Here is a 21546-nt window from a genome sequence, read left to right as displayed (position 1 = left end):
GGCATGCTCGATATCAAACGCATCCCCATCCCGGCGCTGATCGGCATAGTGCTGACTGCGATGTTCGTCGTGGCTGCTGTCTTCGCGCCATGGATCGCACCACATGGCAATGCCGAGATTGTCAGCGACGTTCCTTGGGAACCAATGTCCGCGGCGCATTGGCTGGGTACGGACAATCTCGGCCGCGATTTGCTGTCGCGCATGATCTATGGCGCCCGCGTCACCTTGTTCATCGCGGTGCTGGCCACCGCGCTGTCGTTCTCGCTCGGCGCCATACTCGGCTTCTCGGCGGCGGTGTTCGGCGGCTGGTTCGACACGCTTCTGTCGCGCCTAGTCGACCTCCTGATGTCGATCCCGACCCTGATCATGGCGCTCGTTGTGCTCTCGGTGCTGCCGACCAATCTGGTGACGCTGATCCTGGTGATGGGCGTTCTCGACTCGACCCGCGTCTATCGGCTGTCGCGCGCAGTCGCCGTCGACATCAACGTCATGGATTATGTCGAAGCCGCCAAATTGCGCGGCGAAGGCAGCGGCTGGATCATCTTTCGCGAGATTCTGCCCAATGCGCTGTCGCCGCTCGTTTCTGAACTCGGCCTGCGCTTCATCTATGCCGTGCTATTCTTGTCGACGCTGTCCTTCCTCGGCCTTGGCGTACAGCCGCCGGATGCCGACTGGGGCGGCATGGTCAAGGAAAACAAGGACGGCATCGTGTTCGGCATTGGGGCCGCGCTCTTCCCCGCCGCCGCGATCGCGGCGCTGGCGATTTCGGTCAACCTTGTTGCCGACTGGATCCTCAACCGCACGACAAGCCTGAAGGGAGGACGCGGGTGATGGCCGACACAAAAGCAAAGCCCGGCCTGCTGCTCGATATCCGCAACCTGCGCATCGAAGCGACAGTGTTCCCACCCGGCGAGGCGCCGAAGAACATCGTGCTGGTGCACGACGTCTCGCTGACGCTGGAAAAGGGCAAGGTGCTCGGCCTGATCGGCGAGTCCGGCGCCGGCAAGTCGACCATCGGCCTGTCGTCGATGGGCTATGGCCGCGGCGGCGTGCGCATCACCGGCGGCGAGGTGCTGCTCAACGGCCGTGACATCCTCAAGGGCGGCAAGGAAGGTTTCCGCAAATTGCGCGGCCGCGAGGTCTGCTATGTCGCGCAATCGGCGGCTGCCGCCTTTAACCCGGCGCACAAGCTGATGGACCAGGTGGTGGAAGCCACGCTGCTGCACGGCACAGCGACACGGGCCGAGGCGGAGAAGCGCGCTATTGCGCTGTTCAAGAAGCTCAGCCTGCCAAACCCCGAAACCATCGGCGAACGCTTCCCGCACCAGGTCTCTGGCGGCCAGTTGCAGCGCGTGATGACGGCGATGGCGCTGTGCTCGGAGCCGGACCTGATCGTCTTTGACGAGCCGACCACCGCGCTCGACGTGACGACGCAGATCGACGTTCTGGCGGCGATCAAGGACGCCATCCGCGACACCCATGTCGCGGCGCTTTACATCACCCACGATCTTGCCGTCGTCGCCCAGGTCTCGGACGAGATCATGGTGCTGCGCCATGGCAGGCTCGTCGAATGGGGCGGCACCCGCCAGATCATCAAGGAGCCGCGCCAGGAATATACCAATGCGCTGGTCTCCGTGCATGAGATCGAGCACGCCGAACAGAAGCCAGGTACTGCGCCGTTCCTCTCGGTCAAGAACGTCACCGCCGCTTATGGCGGCGGCAACGTCAAGGTGCTTAAGAACGTCTCGGTCGACATCTATCCGGGCCAGACGCTGGCCGTCGTCGGCGAATCCGGCTCCGGCAAGTCGACTCTGGCGCGCGCCATCACCGGGCTTCTGCCGCCCGAGGAAGGCACCGTCACCTTCGATGGCAGGCCGCTCGCCAACCGGCTCGCCGACCGGCCGAAGGAGGACCTGCGGCAATTGCAGATGATCTACCAGATGGCCGACGTGGCGATGAACCCGCGCCAGACCGTGGGCACCATCATCGGCCGGCCGCTCGAGTTCTATTTCGGCATTCGCGGCCGCGAACGCGACAAGCGTGTGGCCGAACTGCTCGACGAGATCGAGATGGGCAAGGGTTTCCTCGATCGCTATCCGGCCGAATTGTCCGGCGGCCAGAAGCAGCGCGTCTGCATCGCCCGCTCGCTTGCCGCCAAGCCGAAGCTGATCATTTGCGACGAGGTGACATCGGCGCTCGACCCGCTGGTGGCCAACGGCATTCTCAAGCTTCTGTTGAACCTGCAGCAGCACGAGAAGGTCGCCTACCTCTTCATCACCCACGATCTGGCGACGGTGAAGTCGATCGCCGATTCGATCGCGGTGATGTATCGCGGCGAGGTGGTGCGCTATGGCGCCAAGAGCAAGGTGCTGACGCCGCCCTTCGACGCCTACACCGACCTGCTCCTGTCCTCTGTCCCCGAGATGGAGATCGGCTGGCTGGAAAAGGCGATCAAGGGACGGCGCATGGCAAGCGCGGGCAACTGACGCAAGCGCAGCGCGAGCATCTACACGCACTGGCCGAACGTCTGGCCCCATGACAGAAGAGGGCCTGCCGCCGAAAGGCAACAGGCCCTTGTTTCCGCCCAATCGCACGGAGCCGTCATGGCGCTCGAGACCAAGCTTCTCCTCATCGTCCTCGATGGCGTGCCCTACCGGAACTGGCGCCGGCTGATGGGCAATCTCGAGGGCTGGGTGCAGTCGGGCGAGGCGCGGATGTGGAAGATGCGCTCGGTGCTGCCGTCGACCTCGGCCTGCTGCTATGCCTCGATCCACACCGGGGTTTCGCCGCAGGAACACGGCATCCTGTCCAACGAGAACCGTTTTCTCGTCAACCAGCCGGACATTTTCTCCGAGGTCAGCAAGGCTGGCGGCAAGACCGGTGCGGTGACGCACTCCTACTGGTCCGAATTCTTCCGCTCCTATCCGTTCGACCTGGTCGAGGACATGGAGTTCGACGAGCCGGATGGGCCGATCACGCATGGCCGCTTCCACACCATGACTGGCTACAATTTGCGCAACCAGATGACGCCGAGCGATGTCGACCTGTTTGCGACGCTGACCATGCTGACCCGGCGCCACGGTATCGATTACGGCATCCTGCACACCTGTACGCTGGATTCGATGGGCCACCGCTTCGGCCACGATTGCCACGAGATGGATCATGCCGTCTACGCGATGGACGGCATGCTGGCTGCCTTCCTGCCAGGCTGGCGGCAGGCCGGCTATGAGGTGATCGTCACCGCCGACCACGGCCAGACCGACCGCGGCCATCATGGCGGCCATGACGACGAAATGCAGGATTTCGCGCTGTATTATTTCGGGCAAGGCCAAGGGCCGCAGGCCGATACGCTGCTCGACCAGCTGCAGCTGGCCCCAACGGTGCTGAAGCGGCTGGGTGTGGCAGTGCCGGCGACGATGAAGGCGAAGGCTTTTCTGGATTGAGCTGGGCGCTCTTCCCTTCCCCCACAGCCCCACTGGCAACACACATCTTCTTCGGTTAGCTTCCGCAAAATTCCTTTGGCGGAAGGATGAACCTTTTTGGCACGATCGGCGACAGAGCTAACAGGAGCCAGGCGGCTCGACCGGCCATGACGGCAGCGACCGAGACTGATCGCGCGCTTGTCGACCGGGTCGCGAAGGGCGACCGTGCCGCTGTTCGGCTGCTGTTCATGCGTCATCACGCGCGGGTCTACCGCTTCGTGGCGCGCCAGACGGGATCGGAAATGATGGCCGACGATATCGCAAACGAGGTCTTTCTTGAGCTGTGGCGCCAGGCGCCCGGCTTCGAAGGACGCTCGGAAGTCTCGACATGGCTGCTCGGCATCGCCCGCTTCAAGGCGCTTTCGATGCTGCGCAAGAAGAAGGAAGACTGGATCGACGACGACGATGCGGCGCAGGTCCCCGACAGCGCCGACACGCCCGAAGTCGCCACCATGAAGGAAGACAAGGGCGCCGCCTTGCGGCGCTTCGTCGATGCCTTGCCGGAAGAACACCGCTCGGTGATCGACCTTGCCTATTACCACGGACAGTCGGTGACGGAGATCGGCGAGGTGCTCAACATCCCCGTCGCCACCGTCAAGACCCGAATGTTCTACGCCCGCAAGAAACTCGGCGAAGCCCTGAAGGCCGCCGGTTACGACAGGGGGTGGCCATGAGCAATCCTGAAGATATGAGCGCCGCTGAAAAGATGTCGCGCCGCGACGAAATGGAAACGCTGCTGCCGTTCTACCTGAACGGCTCGCTGGAAGGTTCCGACCTCGAAGCCGTCGAGGAATGGCTGGCGTCCGATCCGGCCGCGATGGCGGCGCTTGGCGAGGCCGAGGCCGAGTTCTCCGGCACCACTGCCGCCAATGAAGCGATCCGGCCGCCGGCCGATGCGCTCAGCCGCTTTGCCAAGGCGCTCGACGCCGAGGCCGGGCCGGCGCGCGCCCCGGCGGGCCGTTCCTGGTTGGCGCAGGCGCTCGACCGTTTCATGGCGGTGCCGGTCAGCGTCGCCTGGGCGGCAGCCGCGGTCTTGCTGGCGTTGGTGGTGGTGCAGTCCTACGTGCACACCGGCGGCAAGGGCAATGATTTCGAGATTGCCGGGGCCGAGGATGAGCTGGCGAAACTGCCCTTCGCGCTGGTCAAGTTCAAGCCGGAGGCCAGGATGTCCGACATCGCCGTCTTCCTCGATCAGAACGGGCTGAAGATCGCCGGCGGGCCGACCGCCTCGGGCGTCTTCCGCATCGCCATCCCGGCCAAGACCGGAGCAGACTACGCCAAGCTCGTCGGCCTTATTGCCGCCCAGCCTTTCGTCGAGACTGTGATCGAGGGAAGGAAACCGGTTGATGACAGCTAAGGCGGTCATTCGATTTGCAGAACTCCTGGAGCGATTCACCGTTTCACGGAAACGCCGGGCCGCTCTATCTCATTGTTTTGACGCAATTCCGGACAGAAAACCGCTACGCACTTTTCTTGGAATTGCTCTGGCGGCGGCGATGACAATCGCCGCCGTGCCTGCGTCGGCGCAGACCAAAGATCCCAATGCCGGCCGCACAAAGACCGACTGCACCGACCCGGCTGGTGCAGCCGCGGCCGACTGCCCCAAGGACGACAATGGTGCAAATGGCGGAGCGGGCGGCGGCCAGGGCACTGTTGTCCTTCCGGCCCTGATAGTCGACCTGTTTCCCAATCCACCCGCTTCCGCAGCGCCGGTGCCGACGCCTCGGCCGTCAGCGCCGCCTGCCGACTCGCAGGCCGGACCGCCGGCCGGCCGAGCGATCGTTTCGCCGACCGATCTTGTCGCGACTGCACCGCGCCGCGCCGTGGTCGGCGAATTCGTGCCCGACGAGGTGCTGGTGACCATCGATGGCGACGCAGGCGCCGTCCAGCAGATCGCAGCCTCTTTCGGCCTTGAAGTGCGATCGCAGCGCCAGTCGCGTCTGCTCGGCACTACTTTGGTGCGCTTCGGCATCCCCGATGGCCGCCCGGTTGGCACCGTGCTGGCGCAGCTGGCCGCCGACGGCCGCACCCAGCGGCGCGAGCCCAACCATGTCTATTCGCTGCAGCAGGCGGCCGGCATCGTCAACTATGCCTTCGAGCGCATCCAGCTCGACAACAAGAAGGCCAGCGGCGAAAACGTGCGCGTCGCCGTCATCGACACCGGCATTGACGACACCAATCCGGCGCTGGCCGGCGTCATTGCCGACCAGTTCGACGCCATGCCCGACGTGCCGATCGAAAAGCGTGACCACGGAACCTCGGTTGACGGGCTGATTGCCGGCGTCGGCGCGCTCGAAGGCATGGCGCCCGGGGCTCGAATCTATCACGCCCGCGCCTTCGAAGACGGCAAGTCGACCATGGATGTCATCCTGTCGGCGCTCGACTGGGCGGCGGACCAGAATGTCTCGATCATCAATATGAGCTTCGTCGGCCCCAAGAACGACCTGCTCGCCACCGCTTGCCGCAATGCCCGTGGGCTCGGCATCATTCTCGTCGCCGCCGCAGGAAACAACGGTCCGAAGGCGCCCTATGGTTACCCAGCCGCCTATGACGGCGTCATCGCGGTGACAGCCACGGACGCCAAGGACGGGCTGATGCAGCAGGCCAATCGCGGCGCCTACGTCTTCATCTCCGCGCCCGGCGTCGAAATGGTTGCGCCGAGCGGCGCCGGCTCGGACGTCGTCACCGGCACCTCGTTTGCCGCCGCTATCGTCTCCGGTGCGATCGCCAACCTGATCCACGCCGCACCCGAGCGCTCGGCTGACGATATCGAAAAGGCGCTGGCCACCACCGCGAGGGATCTCGGCCCGAAGGGGCGGGACAATGATTTCGGCTACGGGTTGCTGGACACCAAGGCGGCTGAAGCTGCCAAGGAGTGAGGAGGCCGACAGCGAAGGCTGGAGACGGAACCAAATCGCCTGAGGCTGAGTTTTTCTCCCAAATCAGGAGACCAAAATGCAGATCCAAGGCAGCCCTTACACCAAGGGATATGAAGAGGGCTGAGCGGTTTTATTCGATCCTCTTCGGGCGTGAGCCAGACGATCGACCTATGGGATAATCTCATTCAGTGGCGCGATGTCGCCGGGGCCAACATTCAACTCTTTCGCGACGAGACCAGCGCTGGCCACGGCCGTTGCACGATCGTCGTCCCGCAAATGTCCGTTGCGCGGCAGGAACTCGCCCTTGCTGGCCTCTCGATCCGGGACGAGAAAGCCGGCGAATTCGGAAGGATTGCGCAGCTGAATGATCCGGATGGCAATTTGATCACCTTGGCGGAACCACCCTCAAAGTAAGTTCCGCTGATCGTCGAAGGGACTTCAGAGCGTCGCGAGGCCATTTCACAGGGCCGGACCTAGCCGGACAGGGCTTCCGTCAGAAAAGCGCGACAGCCGGAAGCGCCTGAGATCATGCCCGGGATCGGTTCCCTGGATCAGGTCGGAAACGACGCGCCCGATTCCAGGCCCGATGCCGAACCCGTGACCACTCATCCCCGTCGCGACGAAAAGGCCGGCGATTGTCTCTACCCTATCCACGACGGGGACGACGTCAGGCATGGCGTCGATCATGCCGCCCCAGCCGGCTTTTAGGCGAACTGTCTCGAATTGCGGAAAAAGACGTTTGAACCTGCGTTCTATAGAACGCAGACGGGCCGGTTCAGGAGCTGGGCTGAGCACTCGCATTCTCTCAAAAGGGCTCCGCGAATCCGGCGCCCAGTCGCGCGGCGTCGACCAGGCATCGGGGTAGCCCGATGGAGCGAACGGAAAGTAGCGTGTTCCCAGTGGATTGTCCCTGAGGGCAGGAAGATATTTGATGGCGTGCCGGAAGGCGTCAGGTCCGAGGTAATGCAGATGGCTGCCGCCTGCCGCGAGCGTGTAGCCGCCATCCTGCCGGCGCCTGAAAGCGATGCGTTCGTCCGTCGCCGCACCTGCATAGATTTCAGGCAGGGGTTCCGTTGCGGCTACAGTTACCCTGACGCTGAGTTGGGGGATGGAGACGCCGTGTCTGCGCAAGAACAGGGATGACCACGCGCCACCCGCGACCAATACGCTGGAGGTCCCTATATATCCCGCTTCTGTCCACACGCCCTTGATTTTGCCACCTGAGATTTCGAGGGTTCGCGCGGCGCAATTCTCGACGATCTTGACGCCTTTTCGCACGGCAAGCCGGGCAAGCGCAGGCACCGCCAGCCAAGGCTCCGCACGCATGTCGGACGGCGTCGTCATCGCGCCCGCGAATTTGCGCGACATCCCTTTGATGAGCTTTGCCGTTTTGTCACTGTCCAGGAGGCGGGTGTCGAGATCATGGATCGCGGCGATCCTCATGAACGCCTCGAAGCCGGCCATGTCCTTGTCGGTCTCAGCCAGATAGGTCACGCCTGTCTGGGCCAGCCCAATGTCTTCGCCGCATTCCTTGGCCAGTTGCCGCCACAGGCGAATAGCCTCGATGACGATGGGCAACTCGTCGGCGTCTCGTCCCTGCTTTCTGATCCAGCCCCAGTTTCGGGAGGACTGTTCGGCCGCGACGCGTCCTTTCTCCAGCAGCGTCACCGGAATGTTGCGCTGCGCCAGGAAAAGCGCCGTCGTTACGCCGATAACACCGCCGCCAACGATCACCACCTCCGAACTCTTCGGCGGTAGCCCAGAATGTTGGATTGGATCCGTTTCGGAGAACGGGAATGTGGGCAAGTGGCGCACCCCTGAGGGCTGGTCGATGGGCTCTGGCTTACTGGTTGCCACCCTGTAGAAGCTAAATCAAGGATAGATCCAGGCATACCAGTCCCACGACAGCAAAGCTCTGAACTTTTGCAGGCCTCCTATGCCGAGCTATGCGATGATCTAGTCGTACATGATGGCAATCTCCTTCGATGGGAGTCACGTCTTCGACCATCACACAGGAATACCGGCCAAGGGAGTGCGCGCGCGACGGTCGCGCGGCACGTTGAGCTTCAGCAACCACCAGCCGGTCACCTACGCCTTTTGGACACCTAAGCCTTATTAGTTAGTTGGCACAAGCATTGGGAACAATCTCAATTAGTGCAAGTTTCCCTTCGGCCAAAACCGGTTCATACGAGGAGAACCGGCATGCTGAAATTGCTCACTGCAAGCACGACCGCAATGGCGTTGTCCTGGTGAGAATAACTAGCAGCGAGGTTCGCGCCATTGACGTTCAGAGGTGGATCAGCTTCAGAGCTCGAGGGCAACACGCGTCCTGCCTGGATTCATTTTGGCATGCGCCACTGGAGGTGGAGCGCCATTCCCTTATGCATATTGCTGCTGTGGCTGATATCTCCGGCAGACGATGGCGCCGCAATGCAGCAGAAGCTCGTTGCAGCGCAGAGCGAATTGGCGGCGGCAAAAGCGCAACTGGACTTGATGCAGCGCGCCGAACGCGACGCCGGTGAGCAGGCACGCGTAGCTGCCGACACTGCGGCCAAGCAAGGGCAAGCCTTGAAAGAGGCGGGTCAAAGAGACGAAGCCCTCACACTCGATCTGGAAGCGGCCCGTCGCGTCATTAAAGGCTTACAAGCAAAAAACCTTCTCTCGGATGAAGCGCGCCACTCCATGGCAGATTCCCTGGCCCAGGCGAACCGAGCGCTCGATGAGGAGCGGAACACGGTTGAGCTCTCCGAGCACGAGCTCACCTTGGCCCGCCAGGCCAGCGACGCCAACAAAACAAGCGCAGATCTGGCTGCAGCCAAACGGGCCAATGCCGAAAAGGGCCGACAGGTGGCCGAGGCCGCTTTGAAGCAGGCTGGCGACGCATTGAAGCAGGCTGGCGACGCATTGAAACTGGAACGCGCACGGACGGATTCAGCCGCGCGTGATCTCGACGCTGCCCGCCAGGAACGCGATGCGGCAAAGCAGGCTTCCGAAGAGTTGAGCGCTGCTTTGGAGCAAGCGCGCGAAAAGGTCGTCCGCATGGCCATCAACCTCAGCGCTGCGCGCAAGGCGATCGAGCTCGTCAAAGCCCAAAGTGTGCGTCGCATCGCGCGTATCAAGCAAGGAACCGAAGCTCGGGTCGCGGCAGGTCCACTTGCAAGCCAGCCGGCCCGTCAACCGGGGTTGCAGGAAAAAAACAAGAAGGTTCAGAAATCGTCAAAACGGGTTCTGGTGGCGACGACCATTACCCTTCCCGACGCACTGCTCCCGACCCCGCAGGGGCCTTGATGGTGAAAGCCAAGAGTGCAGCTGGGGCGAGCCCAGACCTGTGCCGCAGGAGGAATCCCGCAATGTACAAATACGTGGCAGTCGCAATAATGATCGGAGCAACCACTGGACCTGCGTCGGCCGTTGACGTGGGGGGTGGCGGCAAGGTCGGCGGTCTCGGGGTCGGGGCTGGAGTGAGCGCCGGTCAGCAGGGCGTCTCTGTGGGGGTGGGTGCGAGCGTCGACGGTGTTGGCGGAACAACTGTTGGGGCATCGGTCGGCACGAGCAACGGGTCGCTTGGCGTCGGTGTCGATGCTGGCGGCAATTTGGGCAACGCAAGCACAAGCGTATCGACAGGTACCAAGAACCCGTCTGCCGCTGCGGCGGCTACAAGCGGCAGCCCGTCTGCTGCGGCGGCTAGTAGCGTTAGCCCGGTCCCAGACAACACTACCGTTGTTTCGGCCAATAGAGCCACACCCAGCATCGCGCTGCCATCCACCCTCATGCCCTTCAATGCCGGCCACGGCGAGGTCGGGCGGATTGTGACGGGCTATCCCTTCACTCCCTTGGCATCCCTGAAAGCGAAACCCGGGACGCCGCCCGCGGTCGTGAGCGCCTGCCGCGCGGCGATCGTGTCCGCTGCGAAGCCGCTCGGCGCCGTGCGTGTATCCGCGGTGAGTGCCGGTCCAATGCGCCGACGTCAAGCTGCGCTGATGGCGCCGATCGAGGTGCGAATACAGTACGCACGCCAAGGCGATATCCAAGTGCGACAAGCGAAAGTCACATGTCGCCTCGATGCGGCGGGAAGGGTCACCGCGGTAACATAGTGAGTGCCTGTCGGCTGGACGACAGACGGCGGCTCTGTGTCGACTATGGTCGTCGCTGCCAGCGATTGAGAGTTCTGGTCTAACCCGGTGCGCCCGCCACCGAGCCCCTGACCACCAGGTCGACCGGCCAGACCTCGCCGCGCGCGCCCTCTTCCAGACCGGAAATGCGCGCCGCCAGCCGCTCGGCGACGCGGGCGCCGGCAAGGCGGATCGACGAGCGCGTCGTCGACAGCGGAACGGAGAAATTCTCGGGCTTCAGCCACGGAAAAACGTCGTCATGGGCGATCAGCGACAGGTCGCCGGGAATGGTCAGGCCAAGGTCGCGCACCGCGCGCACGACGCCGAGCGACATGATCAGGCTGGAGCAGGCGATCGCTGTCGGCGGTTCGCTCTGTTCGAGCAGGCGCCGGGCGGCGCGATAGCCGTTCTCCTCTGTCATCGTCACCGAGCAGACATGGCGCTCGCCGAGCGTCAGGCCGCTGGCGGCCAGCGCGCGGCGCATGCCGCGTTCACGATGGATGGCGAAGGTTTCGCGGTCGTCGCCATTGATCAGGGCCAACTGGCGGTGACCGAGCTGGACCAGCAGCCGGGCCGCCTCGTGGAAGGCGCCCTCATTGTCGATGTCGGTGAACGGGTAGTCGAAGTCGAAGCCGTCGCTTCGGCCATGGACGATGAAGGGAATGCCCAGCGTGTTGACCAGCGCCACCCGCCGGTCGGCCGGCCGCGGCGAGGAGATGTAGACGGCGTCGACCTGTCGGTTAGCGACGATGCGGCGATAGGTGGTCTCCTGGTCGTCGGCATCTGCCGGCGACAGAACGAGGTCGAGTTCGTGCGAGCGGGCATAGTCGCCCAGGCCGGAAAGGAATTCGACGAAATGCGGATCGATGTCGACCGAGGCGCCGGTCGGCAGGACATAACCGATCATGCCGGTCTTGCCGGTCGCCAGCCGGCGCGCGCTCGGGTTGGGCCGGTAGCCGTGGCGCTTGGCGGCATCCACCACGCGCCGGCGGGTTTCCTCGTTGACCTCCGGATAGCCGTTCAGCGCGCGGCTGACCGTTGTCTGCGACAGAGCCAGCATATGGGAGAGCTGCTTCAGGTTCACCTGGGAGGCCTCCAAGCCTCAAAGCGCTTTTAATTTTGAATCCACGCGGGCGCCGTGATGGGCGCAGCCGAGCTTGGCGACCATACGCACTGGTCCGGCCAGATTGAAGCATAATTTGCTATTGCGCTGCCAAAAAACTATGCTGCAGTGCACTTTATCAAGTGTTGCGACCCGAAATTAAATCGATTAGGCTTCTAGCCTCTTGACTTCCATTGGATTCAATGGCGAGATCAGAAAGACCAAAGCGCTTTGGAAGACTCTTTCGAAAGGTTGCGGTTCCTTTCCGAGTGAGTCACAGTCCTGCGGCGTCGGCGGACGGAATGGAGGTTCCGTCCTGATATATGTGACCACTGGGAGGAATGCGATGAAGAAGATGCTTCTGCTTGGCGCCGCGTTTGCAACGCTCGCCCTGACCCTGCCGGCGCAAGCCGAACTGAAGTTCAAGCCGGGTGAAGACAAGCGCTTCAACTGGGCCAACTACGAAGAGCTGAAAAAGGTCGATCTCAAGGGCGAGACGCTGACCATCTTCGGGCCATGGCGCGGCGAGGACGAAGGCCTCATCCGCACGGTTCTCGAATATTTCCAGGAAGCCACCGGCGCCGAGATCAAATACTCCTCGTCGGAGAATTACGAACAGCAGATCGTCATCGACACCCAGGCCGGCAGCCCGCCCAACATCGCCGTGCTGCCGCAGCCGGGCCTGATCCAGGACCTGGCCTCCAAGGGCCTGCTGACGCCGCTGGGCGACGACACCGCCAAATGGGTGAAGGACAATTACGGCGCCGGCCAGTCATGGGTCGACCTCGGCACCTTCAAGGACAAGGACGGCAAGCCGGGCTTCTTCGCCTTCCCCTACAAGGCCGACGTGAAATCGCTGGTCTGGTACTCGCCGGACAATTTCGAGGAAGCCGGCTACAAGGTTCCCAAGACCCAGGAAGAGCTCACCGATCTCGAGAAGAAGATCATCGCCGACGGCGGCACGCCGTGGTGCATCGGTCTCGGCTCGGGCGGCGCCACCGGCTGGCCGGCGACCGACTGGGTCGAAGACATCATGCTGCGCACGCAGACGCCTGACGTCTACGACAAGTGGGTGAAGAACGAGATTCCGTTCAACGATCCGGCGGTGGTCAACGCCATCGACATTTTCGGCAAGATCGCCACCGACGACAAGATGGTCGATGGCGGCGCCAAGGCGGTTGCCGCGACCGACTTCCGCGACAGCCCGAAGGGCCTCTTCTCGGTGCCGCCGAAATGCTACCTGCACCATCAGGCTTCGTTCATCCCGACCTTCTTCCCGGAAGGCACCAAGGTGGGGCAGGATGCCGACTTCTTCTACTTCCCGCCCTATGCGTCCAAGCCTGAACTCGGCACGCCCGTTCTCGGCGCCGGTACGCTCGCCATGATCACCAAAGACAGCAAGGGTGCCCGCGCGTTCATCGAATTCCTGAAGATGCCGCTGGCGCATGAAATCTGGATGGCCCAGGGCGGCTTCGTGACGCCGCTCAAATCGGTCAACAAGGATGCCTATGCCAGCGACGCGCTGAAGAAGCAGGGAGAAATCCTCGCCAATGCCTCGACCTTCCGCTTCGACGGTTCGGACCTGATGCCGGGCAAGATCGGTGCCGGCGCCTTCTGGACCGGCATGATCGACCTGGTCGGCGGCAAGTCGGCCCAGGATGTCGCCACCGACATCCAGAAGAGCTGGGACGCGATCAAGTAATCAGCGGCAAATCGGCAGCCGCTCAGGCTGCAGCTTTCAGGACGTCCTCCACAGACTGGATCCGGGCCCCGTTGGCCCGGATCCGACCGGCGCCGTTCGCCGGACCGATTTGCGTTCGTTCGTTCCGAATAACTTAAATCGGCGCATCGCCACATTGCCAGGGCAGTCCACAGCCCGACCGATCATGCGCAGGGAGAGGGACCCATGGCGGCTCAGATTCTATCGGCCATTTTTGTCATCATCATCGGCGTCGGCGGCTGCGTCGCTTATTTCTGGGGCGCCAACAAGCTGGTCGACCTGATTTTCCCGTCGCGCGGCGTCGCCGGGGCTGCGGCCATCGACAATCTGCGCCGGCAAGGGCTGGTTCGTCCCTGGCTGTTCGTCGGCCCGGCGATGATCATCCTCACCGTCTATCTGATCTACCCGGTGGTGGCGACGCTCTGGCTGTCCTTCCTCGATCGCGGCGGCCAGCACTTCGTCGGCCTCGCCAACTATGAATGGGCGTTCGGCGACCGCGAGTTCCGCAACTCGATCCTCAACAACATCATCTGGCTGGCGGTGGTGCCGGCGGCGTGCACCTTCCTCGGGCTGATCATCGCCGTGCTCACCGACAAGATCTGGTGGGGCACGATCGCCAAGAGCCTGATCTTCCTGCCGCTGGCGATCTCCTTCGTCGGCGCCAGCGTGATCTGGAAATTCATCTACGAATATCGCGGCGAGGGCCAGACGCAGATCGGCCTGCTCAACGCCATCATCCAGTATTTCGGCGGCCAGCCGCAAGTCTGGATATCGCTGCCGTTCTGGAACAATTTCTTCCTGATGATCATCCTGATCTGGATCCAGACCGGCTTTGCCATGGTCATCCTGTCTTCGGCACTGCGCGGCATCCCCGAGGAGACCCTCGAAGCCGCGGTCATCGACGGCGCCAATCCGTTCCAGATCTTCTGGAAGATCATGGTGCCGCAGATCTGGGGCACCATTGCCGTAGTCTGGACGACCATCACCATTCTGGTGCTGAAAGTGTTCGATATCGTGCTGACCATGACCAACGGCCAATGGAACAGCCAGGTGCTAGCCAATCTGATGTTCGACTGGATGTTCCGAGGCGGCGGCGATTTCGGCCGCGGCGCCACCATCGCCATCATCATCATGATCGCGGTCATCCCGATCATGGTCTGGAACATCCGCCAGGCGAACAAAGAGACGGGAGGGCATTGAGATGGCCGTTGCGACCGGAAAATCCTTTGCCAGCCGTTTCGGCGTCCACATCGCCGTGCTCATCTTCGTTGCCATCTGGACCGTGCCGACGCTCGGCATCCTGGTCTCCTCGCTGCGCGACAAGGACCAGATCATCGCCTCGGGCTGGTGGAACTCGTTCTCCAGCTCCACCCAGACCGAAGCCGGCCGGTTGCCGCCGGCCTCGGCGCAGGTCGAGAAGGATGGCAAATTCGTGCTTGCCGGCAACATCTTCGGCGATGCTGCCGCCCGCAACATCAGCGCCTTCGGCGTCAAGTCGGCTGCGCCGACGCAATATCCGGCCGGCACGGCCGCCGATCTCGGCGATGGCGTGACCTTGCAGCTCAATGCCGACGGGACGTTCGTCATGAGCTCGCCCAAGGCTTTCGAAGGCGATCGCGGCCAGCGCGTCTACTATGCCTCGTCGGCGCCGCCGAAATTCACCACCGACAACTACAACACGGTGCTGTTTTCCGAAGGCATCGGCCGCTCCTTCATGAACTCGCTGACCGTCACCATTCCGGCGACGGTCATCCCGATCCTGATCGCCGCCTTTGCCGCCTATGCGCTGGCCTGGATGCGCTTTCCCGGCCGCGCGCTGCTGATCGCCGTCATCATCGGCCTGCTCGTCGTACCGCTGCAGATGTCGCTGATCCCGTTGCTCAAACTCTACAACGGCGTCGGCACTTTCTTCGGCGTGCCGTCGAAAACCTATCTCGGCATCTGGCTGGCGCATACCGGCTTCGGCCTGCCCTTCGCCATCTATCTCCTGCGCAGCTACATTGCCGGCCTGCCGCGCGAGATCATGGAATCGGCGCGCATCGACGGCGCCAGCGATTTCGAGATCTTCGTCAAGATCGTGCTGCCGCTGTCGTTCCCGGTGCTGGCCTCCTTCGCCATCTTCCAGTTCCTGTGGGTGTGGAACGATTTGTTGGTGGCGATGGTTTTCCTCGGTACCGAGGGCGATCAGATCGTGCTGACCGCCAAGCTCAATGCGCTGCTCGGTTCGCGCGGCGGCGACTGGGAGATCCTGACGACATCGGCCTTCGTCACCATCATCGTGCCGCTGATCGTGTTCTTCTCGCTGCAGCGCTATTTCGTCCGCGGGCTTCTGGCCGGCTCGGTCAAAGGAGGTTGAGAGTAATGCAATCCGCGTTGAAGGCGACCTCGAAGCCAGATCTCGCAGTCGATCGCGACTGGTGGCGAGGCGCGGTGATCTACCAGATCTATCCGCGCAGCTACCAGGACTCGAACGGCGACGGGATTGGCGACCTCCAGGGCATCATCCGCAGGCTGCCCTACATCGCCTCGCTGGGCGTCGATGCCATCTGGATTTCGCCCTTCTTCAAGTCGCCGATGAAGGATTTCGGCTACGATGTCTCGGACTATTGCGACGTCGACCCGATGTTCGGAACGCTTGCCGATTTCGACGCGCTGGTCGCGGAAGCCCATCACCTCGGCCTCAAGGTGATGATCGACGAGGTGCTGTCGCACACCGCCGACATCCATCCATGGTTCAAGGAGAGCCGCGCCAACCGCAGCAACCCGAAAGCCGACTGGTATGTCTGGGCGGATGCCAGACCGGATGGCACGCCGCCCAACAACTGGCTGTCGATCTTCGGCGGCTCGGCCTGGCAGTGGGACACCAGCCGCCAACAATATTATCTGCATAATTTCCTGTCCGAACAGCCGGACCTCAACTTCCACAATTCGGAAGTCCAGGACGCGCTGCTCGACGTCACCCGCTTCTGGCTGGAGCGCGGCGTCGACGGCTTCCGCCTCGACACCATCAATTTCTACTTCCACAGCCAGGGGCTGGAGAACAACCCGCCGCTGCCGCCGGAAGAACGTAACGACCAGACCGCACCTGCGGTCAATCCTTACAACTATCAGGACCATATCTACGACAAGAGCCGGCCGGAGAACCTTGCCTTCCTCGAACGGTTCCGGGCGCTGCTCGACGAATATCCGGCGACTGCCGCCGTCGGCGAAGTCGGCGACTCGCAGCGCGGGCTGGAAGTAGTCGCCGCCTACACGGCCGGCGGAAAGCGCGTCCACATGTGCTATTCCTTCGATTTCCTGGCGCCGGAAAAGATCAGCGCCGCCAAGGTGCGCCAGGTGCTGGAGGCCTTCGGCAAGGTCGCCAGCGACGGCTGGTCATGCTGGGCCTTCTCCAATCATGACGTGATGCGTCCGGCCTCACGCTGGGCCGCCGACGAGGCCGATCCGGCCGCCTATCTCAAGGTGATCTCGGCGCTGCTGATGTCGCTGCGCGGTTCGGTCTGCCTCTATCAGGGCGAGGAGCTTGGGCTGGGCGAAGCCGAGCTCAGGTTCGAGGATCTGCAGGACCCCTACGGCATCCGCTTCTGGCCCGAATTCAAGGGCCGCGACGGCTGCCGCACGCCGATGGTGTGGGATGCAGCCGCCAGCAATGCCGGCTTTTCGACGGCCAAGCCCTGGCTGCCGGTACCGGGCAAGCATTTGTCGCAAGCGGTCAACGTGCAGCAGGGCGACGCCGCCTCGCTGCTCGAGCACTACCGGCGCTTTCTCGGCTTCCGCCGCCAGCATCCGGCGCTGGCCAAAGGCGACATCGAGTTCATCGAAAGCGAGGGCGACACCGTCGCCTTCACCCGCCGCGAGGGTAATGAGCAGATCGTCTGCGTCTTCAATCTGGGCAGCAGGCCGGCCGAGGTCGATCTCGGCGGCCAGGCGCTGCAGCCCTTGGCCGGACACGGTTTTTCGGGACAATCCGGCACAGGCTCCATCCGCCTCGGCGGCTACGGCGCCTGGTTCGGGCGTATCGACTGAGTTTTGACGAAACGGAATTTCTTGAGGAAATCTGGGTTCTCTAGGGAAATCACTGGGAGGAAATCATGGCCGATGTCACGCTGAGACAAGTGAAGAAATCATACGGCAATCTGCACATTCTCCATGGCATCGACCTCGACATAAAGTCGGGCGAGTTCATCGTCTTTGTCGGCCCTTCGGGCTGCGGCAAGTCGACCTTGCTGAGGTCCATCGCGGGGCTTGAGGAGATCACCTCCGGCGAGCTGAAGATCGCCGGCGAGGTGGTGAACGATGTGCCGCCGTCCAAGCGCGGCATCGCCATGGTGTTCCAGTCCTATGCGCTCTATCCGCACATGACCGTCTACGACAACATGGCGTTTTCGATGAAGATCGGCAAGGAAAGCAAGGCCGAGATCGACAAGCGCGTGCGGCAGGCCGCCGAGATCCTGCAGCTGACCAAATATCTCGACCGTCTGCCCAAGGCGATGTCGGGCGGCCAGCGCCAGCGCGTCGCCATCGGCCGCGCCATCGTGCGCAATCCGAAGGTGTTCCTGTTCGACGAGCCGCTGTCGAACCTCGACGCCGCGCTCCGCGTCGCCACCCGCATCGAAATCGCCAAGCTCAAGGAATCGATGCCCAACACGACCATGATCTACGTCACCCATGACCAGGTCGAAGCCATGACGCTGGCCGACCGCATCGTGGTGCTGAAGGACGGCCATATCGAGCAGGTCGGCACGCCGATGGACCTCTACAAGAAGCCCGGCAATCTGTTCGTTGCCCAGTTCATCGGCTCGCCGGCCATGAACATCCTGCCGGCGACCATCGACAAGACGGGCGACCCGACCGTCGTCAGCCATGTCGGCGGCCGCAAGGCGACAGTGCCGATCGCGACGCCGGCGTCCGCCAAGGGTGCGGCGGTCAGCTTCGGCGTGCGGCCGGAGGATCTGTCGGTCGCCACCGGCACGGAATATCTTTTCGAAGGCGTGGTGGACTATGTCGAGCAACTCGGCGAGGTCCAGCTGGTCTATATCGACATCGGCCGCGCCGACCTGCCGCTGGTGACCAAGCTGCCCGGCAATGTCGAGGTCAAGCGCGGTGCAAAGCTGCGGCTGACGGCGGATGCCGGCGACCTGCACATCTTCGACGCCGACGGACACTCCTTCTCGCTCAAGCCGGTGGAAGTGAGGGCTGCCTGAGAGTCGGCTCGTCGTATCGGCATGAAAAAAAGCGGCAGGCCAGGCCCGCCGCTCTTTTTTTGGAAACTTCGGCTGTTAGCGGTTGCCGAAGAGGTTCCGGTCGCTGCCTTGCGGGGCAGATTTCTGTACGTCGCCCGACGAGTTCAACAGCTTGTACACCGGCGAACCGGTGTTCGGAACCGACGACGTCCGTGTGTTGTCGACGTTGACGGTCGCCTGGTTGTCGACGGCGCTGGAGCCGACATTATCGTTGCGGGCGTAAGCACTGCCAGCGGCAACCAAAAGCGCAGCGGCAGCAAGAGCAATCTTCTTCATTTCAGGTCTCCTGAGTTTCATCATGCGGCAAAGCGGCTATCCCGCCGCTCTGCGTTTTGTTCGATGTTCGACTGGGATCGTTGTTGGAAAACCCTGAGGTCGGATCCCGATCGGCCGTTAGCGGCCGAAGAGGTTGCGGTCGGCGCCCTGTGCAGGGGCCTGAGCAGCCGAATCTGACTTCGCAACCGAAGCCGTGTGGCCGCTGTCGGTCGACGCAACCGCAGGCTGGTTGGCACCGTTCGAACCATAGTTGTCACTGGCGGCGAAAGCGCTGCCGGAAATGGCCACAACGGCGGCGGCAGCGAGGATAATCTTTTTCATTTCAAATGCTCCTGAATTTCTTCGAAATCCCAATAGCGACGGACGGGCCGCCACTCTTTTTGTTTGGATCGGGATCGGCTGTTAATGGCCGAAGAGGTTGCGGTCGCTGCCCTGAACGAGGGGCTGCTTGTCAACGGGCGCCGACTTCTGAATGGAAGCCGTATACGAGCCGTCAGCCGCCGCGGTGGGCTGGTTCGCTCCATTGGAACCGTAATTGTCGCTACCAGCGAAGGCACTGCCGGTGATGGCCAAAACGGCCGCGGCAGTGAGGATGATCTTTTTCATTTTTAGCACTCCAGTTTGTCTGTCCGTCTAGCGGCGTGTGGTGGGAGAATTCGCGTCGTTCGGACAGCCCCCGATGTGGGAAAGCCAGAGGCTGGTTTCCAATCACGAAGTTGTTCCGGCTGGGCCATGACTTCGCCTCTTGTAATTTTCGTAAGCATGCCTACTATCTAATTTTATGCCAATAATACAAAGCCTTACGTAACAGTGCCATCCGGCTCACCGAGTGTGTCAGGGCGTCAGCGTTCACACCGTCCTGCACGCATTGTCAACAGAAACGAACCGTTCGGTTCGATTTTAGAAACTGCTAATAGTCACTTTTCGATACTGTTGGTCTTTTTTGACCCGGCCAAGAGCCGGACAAGAGGCGATTCGAAACAGCAAAGATCGCTCGCCAAATCAGGATTTCGGCCCCGCAGTCGCCAGCCGATGCGCATGCGATGCGTGTCGCGCCGCATGGAGACGATGTCGCTTTCATGCCGATGTCGCGACCGCTGCCGTGATTAGATGATTCCATCTCAGGTGCCGCTTCGTGACGACGGAGCGGAGAATTGGGAAGCCGGTCTAAATCCGGCGCTGCCCCCGCAACGGTGGTGGAGTTCAAGTCGCAACGGGAGACCACTGGGCGAGAAGCCTGGGAAGGTGTCGCGATGGTCCGCAAGGACAACTCCAGAGCCCGGAAACCAGCCCGAGATGCTTGAACTCGACTGATCGCGGTGGGCGGTCAAGAGGTGGATAGTGCATGTCCGGCGTCGCGCCGGCCTGCAGCCGATCCTTCCTCCATCACCACCAAGTTCAGTCCTTGAACCATGAGGACAGAACTATGGATGCGCGCAACGACATGCAGAGGCTCTTGAACGGCCGCAAGCAAGGTTATTCGCTCGAGCAGCCCTTCTACACTGACCCGGACTACTTCAAGCTCGACATGGAGCTGATCTGGTATCGCGACTGGCTGTTCATCGGCCATGATTGCGAGCTGCCGAAGCCCGGCAGCTATATCACCGTGCAGATCGGCGACTATCCGGTGGTGCTTGTCCGCGACCAGAAGGGCAACATCAACGCCTTTCACAATTCCTGCCGTCATCGCGGCAGCCGCGTCTGCAACACCGAGAAAGGCACGGCGGCAAAGCTGGTCTGCCCCTATCACCAGTGGACCTACGAGCTCGATGGCCGATTGCTGTTTGCCCGCCAGATGGCCGAGGGTTTCGACAAGAGCCAGTTCGGCCTGAAGCCGGTCGCCTGCGAAAGTGTGGCCGGTTACGTCTTCATCTGCCTGGCGAAAGAACCCGCAGACTTCGCGCCGATGCGGGCCATGATCGAACCGTACCTCAAGCCGCACCGGCTGAATGAAGCCAAGATCGCCTTCGAGACCACGATCATCGAGAAGGGCAACTGGAAGCTGGTCTGGGAAAACAACCGCGAGTGTTATCACTGCGCCGGCAACCATCCCGAACTGTGCAAGACATTTCCGGAAGCGCCGACGGTGACCGGTGTGCAGGGCGCAGACAGCGACCCGGAGATGCTGGCGCACTGGGCAAAATGTGAGGCGGCGGGCCTGCCGAGCAAGTTCCGCATCGATCCGGCCGGACAATATCGCGCCACCCGCGCGCCGCTGCTGCGCGATGCCGTCAGCTATACGATGACGGGAAAGCGCGCGGTGACGAAGAACCTTTCCGACACCGTTGCCGCCGATCGTATCGGCACCTTGATGCATTACCACTATCCGACGACCTGGAACCACATCCTGATCGACCATGCCGTGACCTTCCGCGTGCTGCCGATCAGCGCCACCGAAACCGCGGTGACGACCAAGTGGCTGGTACACAAGGATGCGGTCGAGGGCGTCGATTACAGCCTTGAAGAGCTCACGCATGTCTGGACCGAGACCAACGACCAGGACCGCCGCATCGTCGAGGAAAATGCATTCGGCATCCTGTCGCCGGCCTATGAGCCAGGCCCCTATTCGGAGCTGCACGAGGGTGGGGTGATCCAATTCGTCGAATGGTACGCGGCCTTCATCGGTCCCCGTCTTGCCGAAGGCGGCCGGCCGGCGCTGCGCAGCGTGGCGTGAGCTCATGTCGCCCAAAAGTGTTTCGCGGTTTTGGGATCATGACATGAGCAGAGCACCA

At 62.4% G+C, this 21546-nt stretch carries 19 protein-coding genes and 1 riboswitch; of the genes, 14 read left to right on the top strand and 5 right to left on the bottom strand.

The features are described 5' to 3' along the window. The first annotated feature begins 3 nt into the window (after positions 1 to 3). The 7 genes from ACWGTO_RS16840 (at position 4) to ACWGTO_RS16810 (ending at position 6775) form a co-directional block, all read left to right on the top strand. The gene (locus tag ACWGTO_RS16840) at positions 4 to 831 is read left to right on the top strand and encodes an ABC transporter permease (RefSeq protein WP_454575942.1); all 828 of its coding nucleotides are present in this window, start codon (positions 4 to 6) and stop codon (positions 829 to 831) included. Continuing rightward, the gene (locus ACWGTO_RS16835; RefSeq protein WP_454575941.1) at positions 831 to 2486 is read left to right on the top strand and encodes an ABC transporter ATP-binding protein; all 1656 of its coding nucleotides are present in this window, start codon (positions 831 to 833) and stop codon (positions 2484 to 2486) included. Before ACWGTO_RS16840 ends, ACWGTO_RS16835 begins: the two co-directional genes overlap by 1 nt. A 117-nt stretch (positions 2487 to 2603) precedes the next feature. Continuing rightward, positions 2604 to 3443: an alkaline phosphatase family protein gene (locus ACWGTO_RS16830; RefSeq protein ID WP_454575940.1), complete on the top strand. Its 840-nt coding sequence runs from the start codon at positions 2604 to 2606 to the stop codon at positions 3441 to 3443. A 146-nt stretch (positions 3444 to 3589) separates the two neighbouring features. After that, positions 3590 to 4156: a sigma-70 family RNA polymerase sigma factor gene (locus ACWGTO_RS16825; RefSeq protein ID WP_352555779.1), complete on the top strand. Its 567-nt coding sequence runs from the start codon at positions 3590 to 3592 to the stop codon at positions 4154 to 4156. 14 nt (positions 4157 to 4170) lie between these two features. Continuing rightward, positions 4171 to 4839, top strand: a complete 669-nt coding sequence (locus ACWGTO_RS16820) for an anti-sigma factor (protein WP_454576024.1) — start codon at positions 4171 to 4173, stop codon at positions 4837 to 4839. A gap of 139 nt (positions 4840 to 4978) precedes the next feature. Beyond that, the gene (locus ACWGTO_RS16815) at positions 4979 to 6361 is read left to right on the top strand and encodes a S8 family serine peptidase (protein ID WP_454575939.1); all 1383 of its coding nucleotides are present in this window, start codon (positions 4979 to 4981) and stop codon (positions 6359 to 6361) included. 150 nt (positions 6362 to 6511) lie between these two features. Continuing rightward, positions 6512 to 6775, top strand: coding sequence for a VOC family protein (locus ACWGTO_RS16810; protein WP_454575938.1), 264 nt, complete (start codon positions 6512 to 6514; stop codon positions 6773 to 6775). A gap of 45 nt (positions 6776 to 6820) precedes the next feature. Here the strand turns inward: ACWGTO_RS16810 and ACWGTO_RS16805 are convergent, their stop codons facing one another. Then, on the bottom strand, positions 6821 to 8167 hold the full coding sequence (locus ACWGTO_RS16805; protein WP_454575937.1) for an NAD(P)/FAD-dependent oxidoreductase: 1347 nt from the start codon (positions 8165 to 8167) through the stop codon (positions 6821 to 6823). A gap of 624 nt (positions 8168 to 8791) precedes the next feature. On the opposite strand from ACWGTO_RS16805, the gene ACWGTO_RS16800 reads away from it, so the two are divergent. Next, entirely contained in the window at positions 8792 to 9649 is an 858-nt protein-coding gene (locus ACWGTO_RS16800; protein WP_454575936.1) for a hypothetical protein, read from the top strand. Positions 9650 to 10534: 885 nt separating this feature from the next. Here the strand turns inward: ACWGTO_RS16800 and ACWGTO_RS16795 are convergent. Then, positions 10535 to 11557: a substrate-binding domain-containing protein gene (locus ACWGTO_RS16795; protein ID WP_454575935.1), complete on the bottom strand. Its 1023-nt coding sequence runs from the start codon at positions 11555 to 11557 to the stop codon at positions 10535 to 10537. 364 nt (positions 11558 to 11921) lie between these two features. Between ACWGTO_RS16795 and ACWGTO_RS16790 the strand changes: the two genes are divergently transcribed. The 5 genes from ACWGTO_RS16790 to ACWGTO_RS16770 all read left to right on the top strand — a co-directional run bounded on the left by ACWGTO_RS16790 (position 11922) and on the right by ACWGTO_RS16770 (position 18499). Next, positions 11922 to 13277 carry an ABC transporter substrate-binding protein gene (locus ACWGTO_RS16790; RefSeq protein WP_454575934.1) on the top strand — a complete coding sequence of 452 codons (1356 nt, stop codon included), beginning with the start codon at positions 11922 to 11924 and terminating at the stop codon, positions 13275 to 13277. Positions 13278 to 13481: 204 nt separating this feature from the next. Then, on the top strand, positions 13482 to 14495 hold the full coding sequence (locus ACWGTO_RS16785; RefSeq protein ID WP_454575933.1) for a carbohydrate ABC transporter permease: 1014 nt from the start codon (positions 13482 to 13484) through the stop codon (positions 14493 to 14495). Position 14496: 1 nt separating this feature from the next. Continuing rightward, positions 14497 to 15651, top strand: a complete 1155-nt coding sequence (locus tag ACWGTO_RS16780) for a carbohydrate ABC transporter permease (RefSeq protein ID WP_352555766.1) — start codon at positions 14497 to 14499, stop codon at positions 15649 to 15651. A 5-nt stretch (positions 15652 to 15656) separates the two neighbouring features. Further along, a complete protein-coding gene (gene bglA, locus ACWGTO_RS16775) occupies positions 15657 to 17321 on the top strand; it encodes a beta-galactosidase BglA (protein ID WP_454575932.1) in 1665 nt (554 codons plus the stop codon). A 65-nt stretch (positions 17322 to 17386) separates the two neighbouring features. Beyond that, on the top strand, positions 17387 to 18499 hold the full coding sequence (locus ACWGTO_RS16770; RefSeq protein ID WP_454575931.1) for an ABC transporter ATP-binding protein: 1113 nt from the start codon (positions 17387 to 17389) through the stop codon (positions 18497 to 18499). 75 nt (positions 18500 to 18574) lie between these two features. On the opposite strand, the gene ACWGTO_RS16765 is transcribed toward ACWGTO_RS16770, so the two are convergent. From ACWGTO_RS16765 to ACWGTO_RS16755, 3 genes are all read right to left on the bottom strand, one after another. Beyond that, entirely contained in the window at positions 18575 to 18814 is a 240-nt protein-coding gene (locus ACWGTO_RS16765; RefSeq protein ID WP_112565555.1) for a DUF680 domain-containing protein, read from the bottom strand. 117 nt (positions 18815 to 18931) lie between these two features. Then, entirely contained in the window at positions 18932 to 19135 is a 204-nt protein-coding gene (locus tag ACWGTO_RS16760) for a DUF680 domain-containing protein (RefSeq protein ID WP_454575930.1), read from the bottom strand. An 81-nt stretch (positions 19136 to 19216) separates the two neighbouring features. Next, positions 19217 to 19420, bottom strand: coding sequence for a DUF680 domain-containing protein (locus ACWGTO_RS16755; RefSeq protein WP_454575929.1), 204 nt, complete (start codon positions 19418 to 19420; stop codon positions 19217 to 19219). A 500-nt stretch (positions 19421 to 19920) separates the two neighbouring features. Then, positions 19921 to 20123, top strand: a riboswitch (cobalamin riboswitch). Positions 20124 to 20240: 117 nt separating this feature from the next. On the opposite strand from ACWGTO_RS16755, the gene ACWGTO_RS16750 reads away from it, so the two are divergent. Then, entirely contained in the window at positions 20241 to 21488 is a 1248-nt protein-coding gene (locus tag ACWGTO_RS16750) for an aromatic ring-hydroxylating oxygenase subunit alpha (protein ID WP_454575928.1), read from the top strand. The last annotated feature ends 58 nt before the right edge of the window (positions 21489 to 21546 follow it).

This window comes from Mesorhizobium sp. PL10 (genome assembly GCF_053714315.1).
Note: the sequence above shows the minus strand (reverse complement) of the source record. Positions and strands in the feature narration are given on the sequence as shown.

What these genes read in the sequence shown, in the direction of transcription:
- ACWGTO_RS16840 (WP_454575942.1), top strand. Translation starts at nt 4, where the DNA reads ATGCTCGATATCAAACGCATCCCCATCCCGGCGCTGATCGGCATAGTG.
- ACWGTO_RS16835 (WP_454575941.1), top strand. Translation starts at nt 831, where the DNA reads ATGGCCGACACAAAAGCAAAGCCCGGCCTGCTGCTCGATATCCGCAAC.
- ACWGTO_RS16830 (WP_454575940.1), top strand. Translation starts at nt 2,604, where the DNA reads ATGGCGCTCGAGACCAAGCTTCTCCTCATCGTCCTCGATGGCGTGCCC.
- ACWGTO_RS16825 (WP_352555779.1), top strand. Translation starts at nt 3,590, where the DNA reads ATGACGGCAGCGACCGAGACTGATCGCGCGCTTGTCGACCGGGTCGCG.
- ACWGTO_RS16820 (WP_454576024.1), top strand. Translation starts at nt 4,171, where the DNA reads ATGAGCGCCGCTGAAAAGATGTCGCGCCGCGACGAAATGGAAACGCTG.
- ACWGTO_RS16815 (WP_454575939.1), top strand. Translation starts at nt 4,979, where the DNA reads ATGACAATCGCCGCCGTGCCTGCGTCGGCGCAGACCAAAGATCCCAAT.
- ACWGTO_RS16800 (WP_454575936.1), top strand. Translation starts at nt 8,792, where the DNA reads ATGCAGCAGAAGCTCGTTGCAGCGCAGAGCGAATTGGCGGCGGCAAAA.
- ACWGTO_RS16790 (WP_454575934.1), top strand. Translation starts at nt 11,922, where the DNA reads ATGAAGAAGATGCTTCTGCTTGGCGCCGCGTTTGCAACGCTCGCCCTG.
- ACWGTO_RS16785 (WP_454575933.1), top strand. Translation starts at nt 13,482, where the DNA reads ATGGCGGCTCAGATTCTATCGGCCATTTTTGTCATCATCATCGGCGTC.
- ACWGTO_RS16780 (WP_352555766.1), top strand. Translation starts at nt 14,497, where the DNA reads ATGGCCGTTGCGACCGGAAAATCCTTTGCCAGCCGTTTCGGCGTCCAC.
- bglA (WP_454575932.1), top strand. Translation starts at nt 15,657, where the DNA reads ATGCAATCCGCGTTGAAGGCGACCTCGAAGCCAGATCTCGCAGTCGAT.
- ACWGTO_RS16770 (WP_454575931.1), top strand. Translation starts at nt 17,387, where the DNA reads ATGGCCGATGTCACGCTGAGACAAGTGAAGAAATCATACGGCAATCTG.
- ACWGTO_RS16765 (WP_112565555.1), bottom strand. Translation starts at nt 18,814, where the DNA reads ATGAAGAAGATTGCTCTTGCTGCCGCTGCGCTTTTGGTTGCCGCTGGC.
- ACWGTO_RS16760 (WP_454575930.1), bottom strand. Translation starts at nt 19,135, where the DNA reads ATGAAAAAGATTATCCTCGCTGCCGCCGCCGTTGTGGCCATTTCCGGC.
- ACWGTO_RS16755 (WP_454575929.1), bottom strand. Translation starts at nt 19,420, where the DNA reads ATGAAAAAGATCATCCTCACTGCCGCGGCCGTTTTGGCCATCACCGGC.
- ACWGTO_RS16750 (WP_454575928.1), top strand. Translation starts at nt 20,241, where the DNA reads ATGGATGCGCGCAACGACATGCAGAGGCTCTTGAACGGCCGCAAGCAA.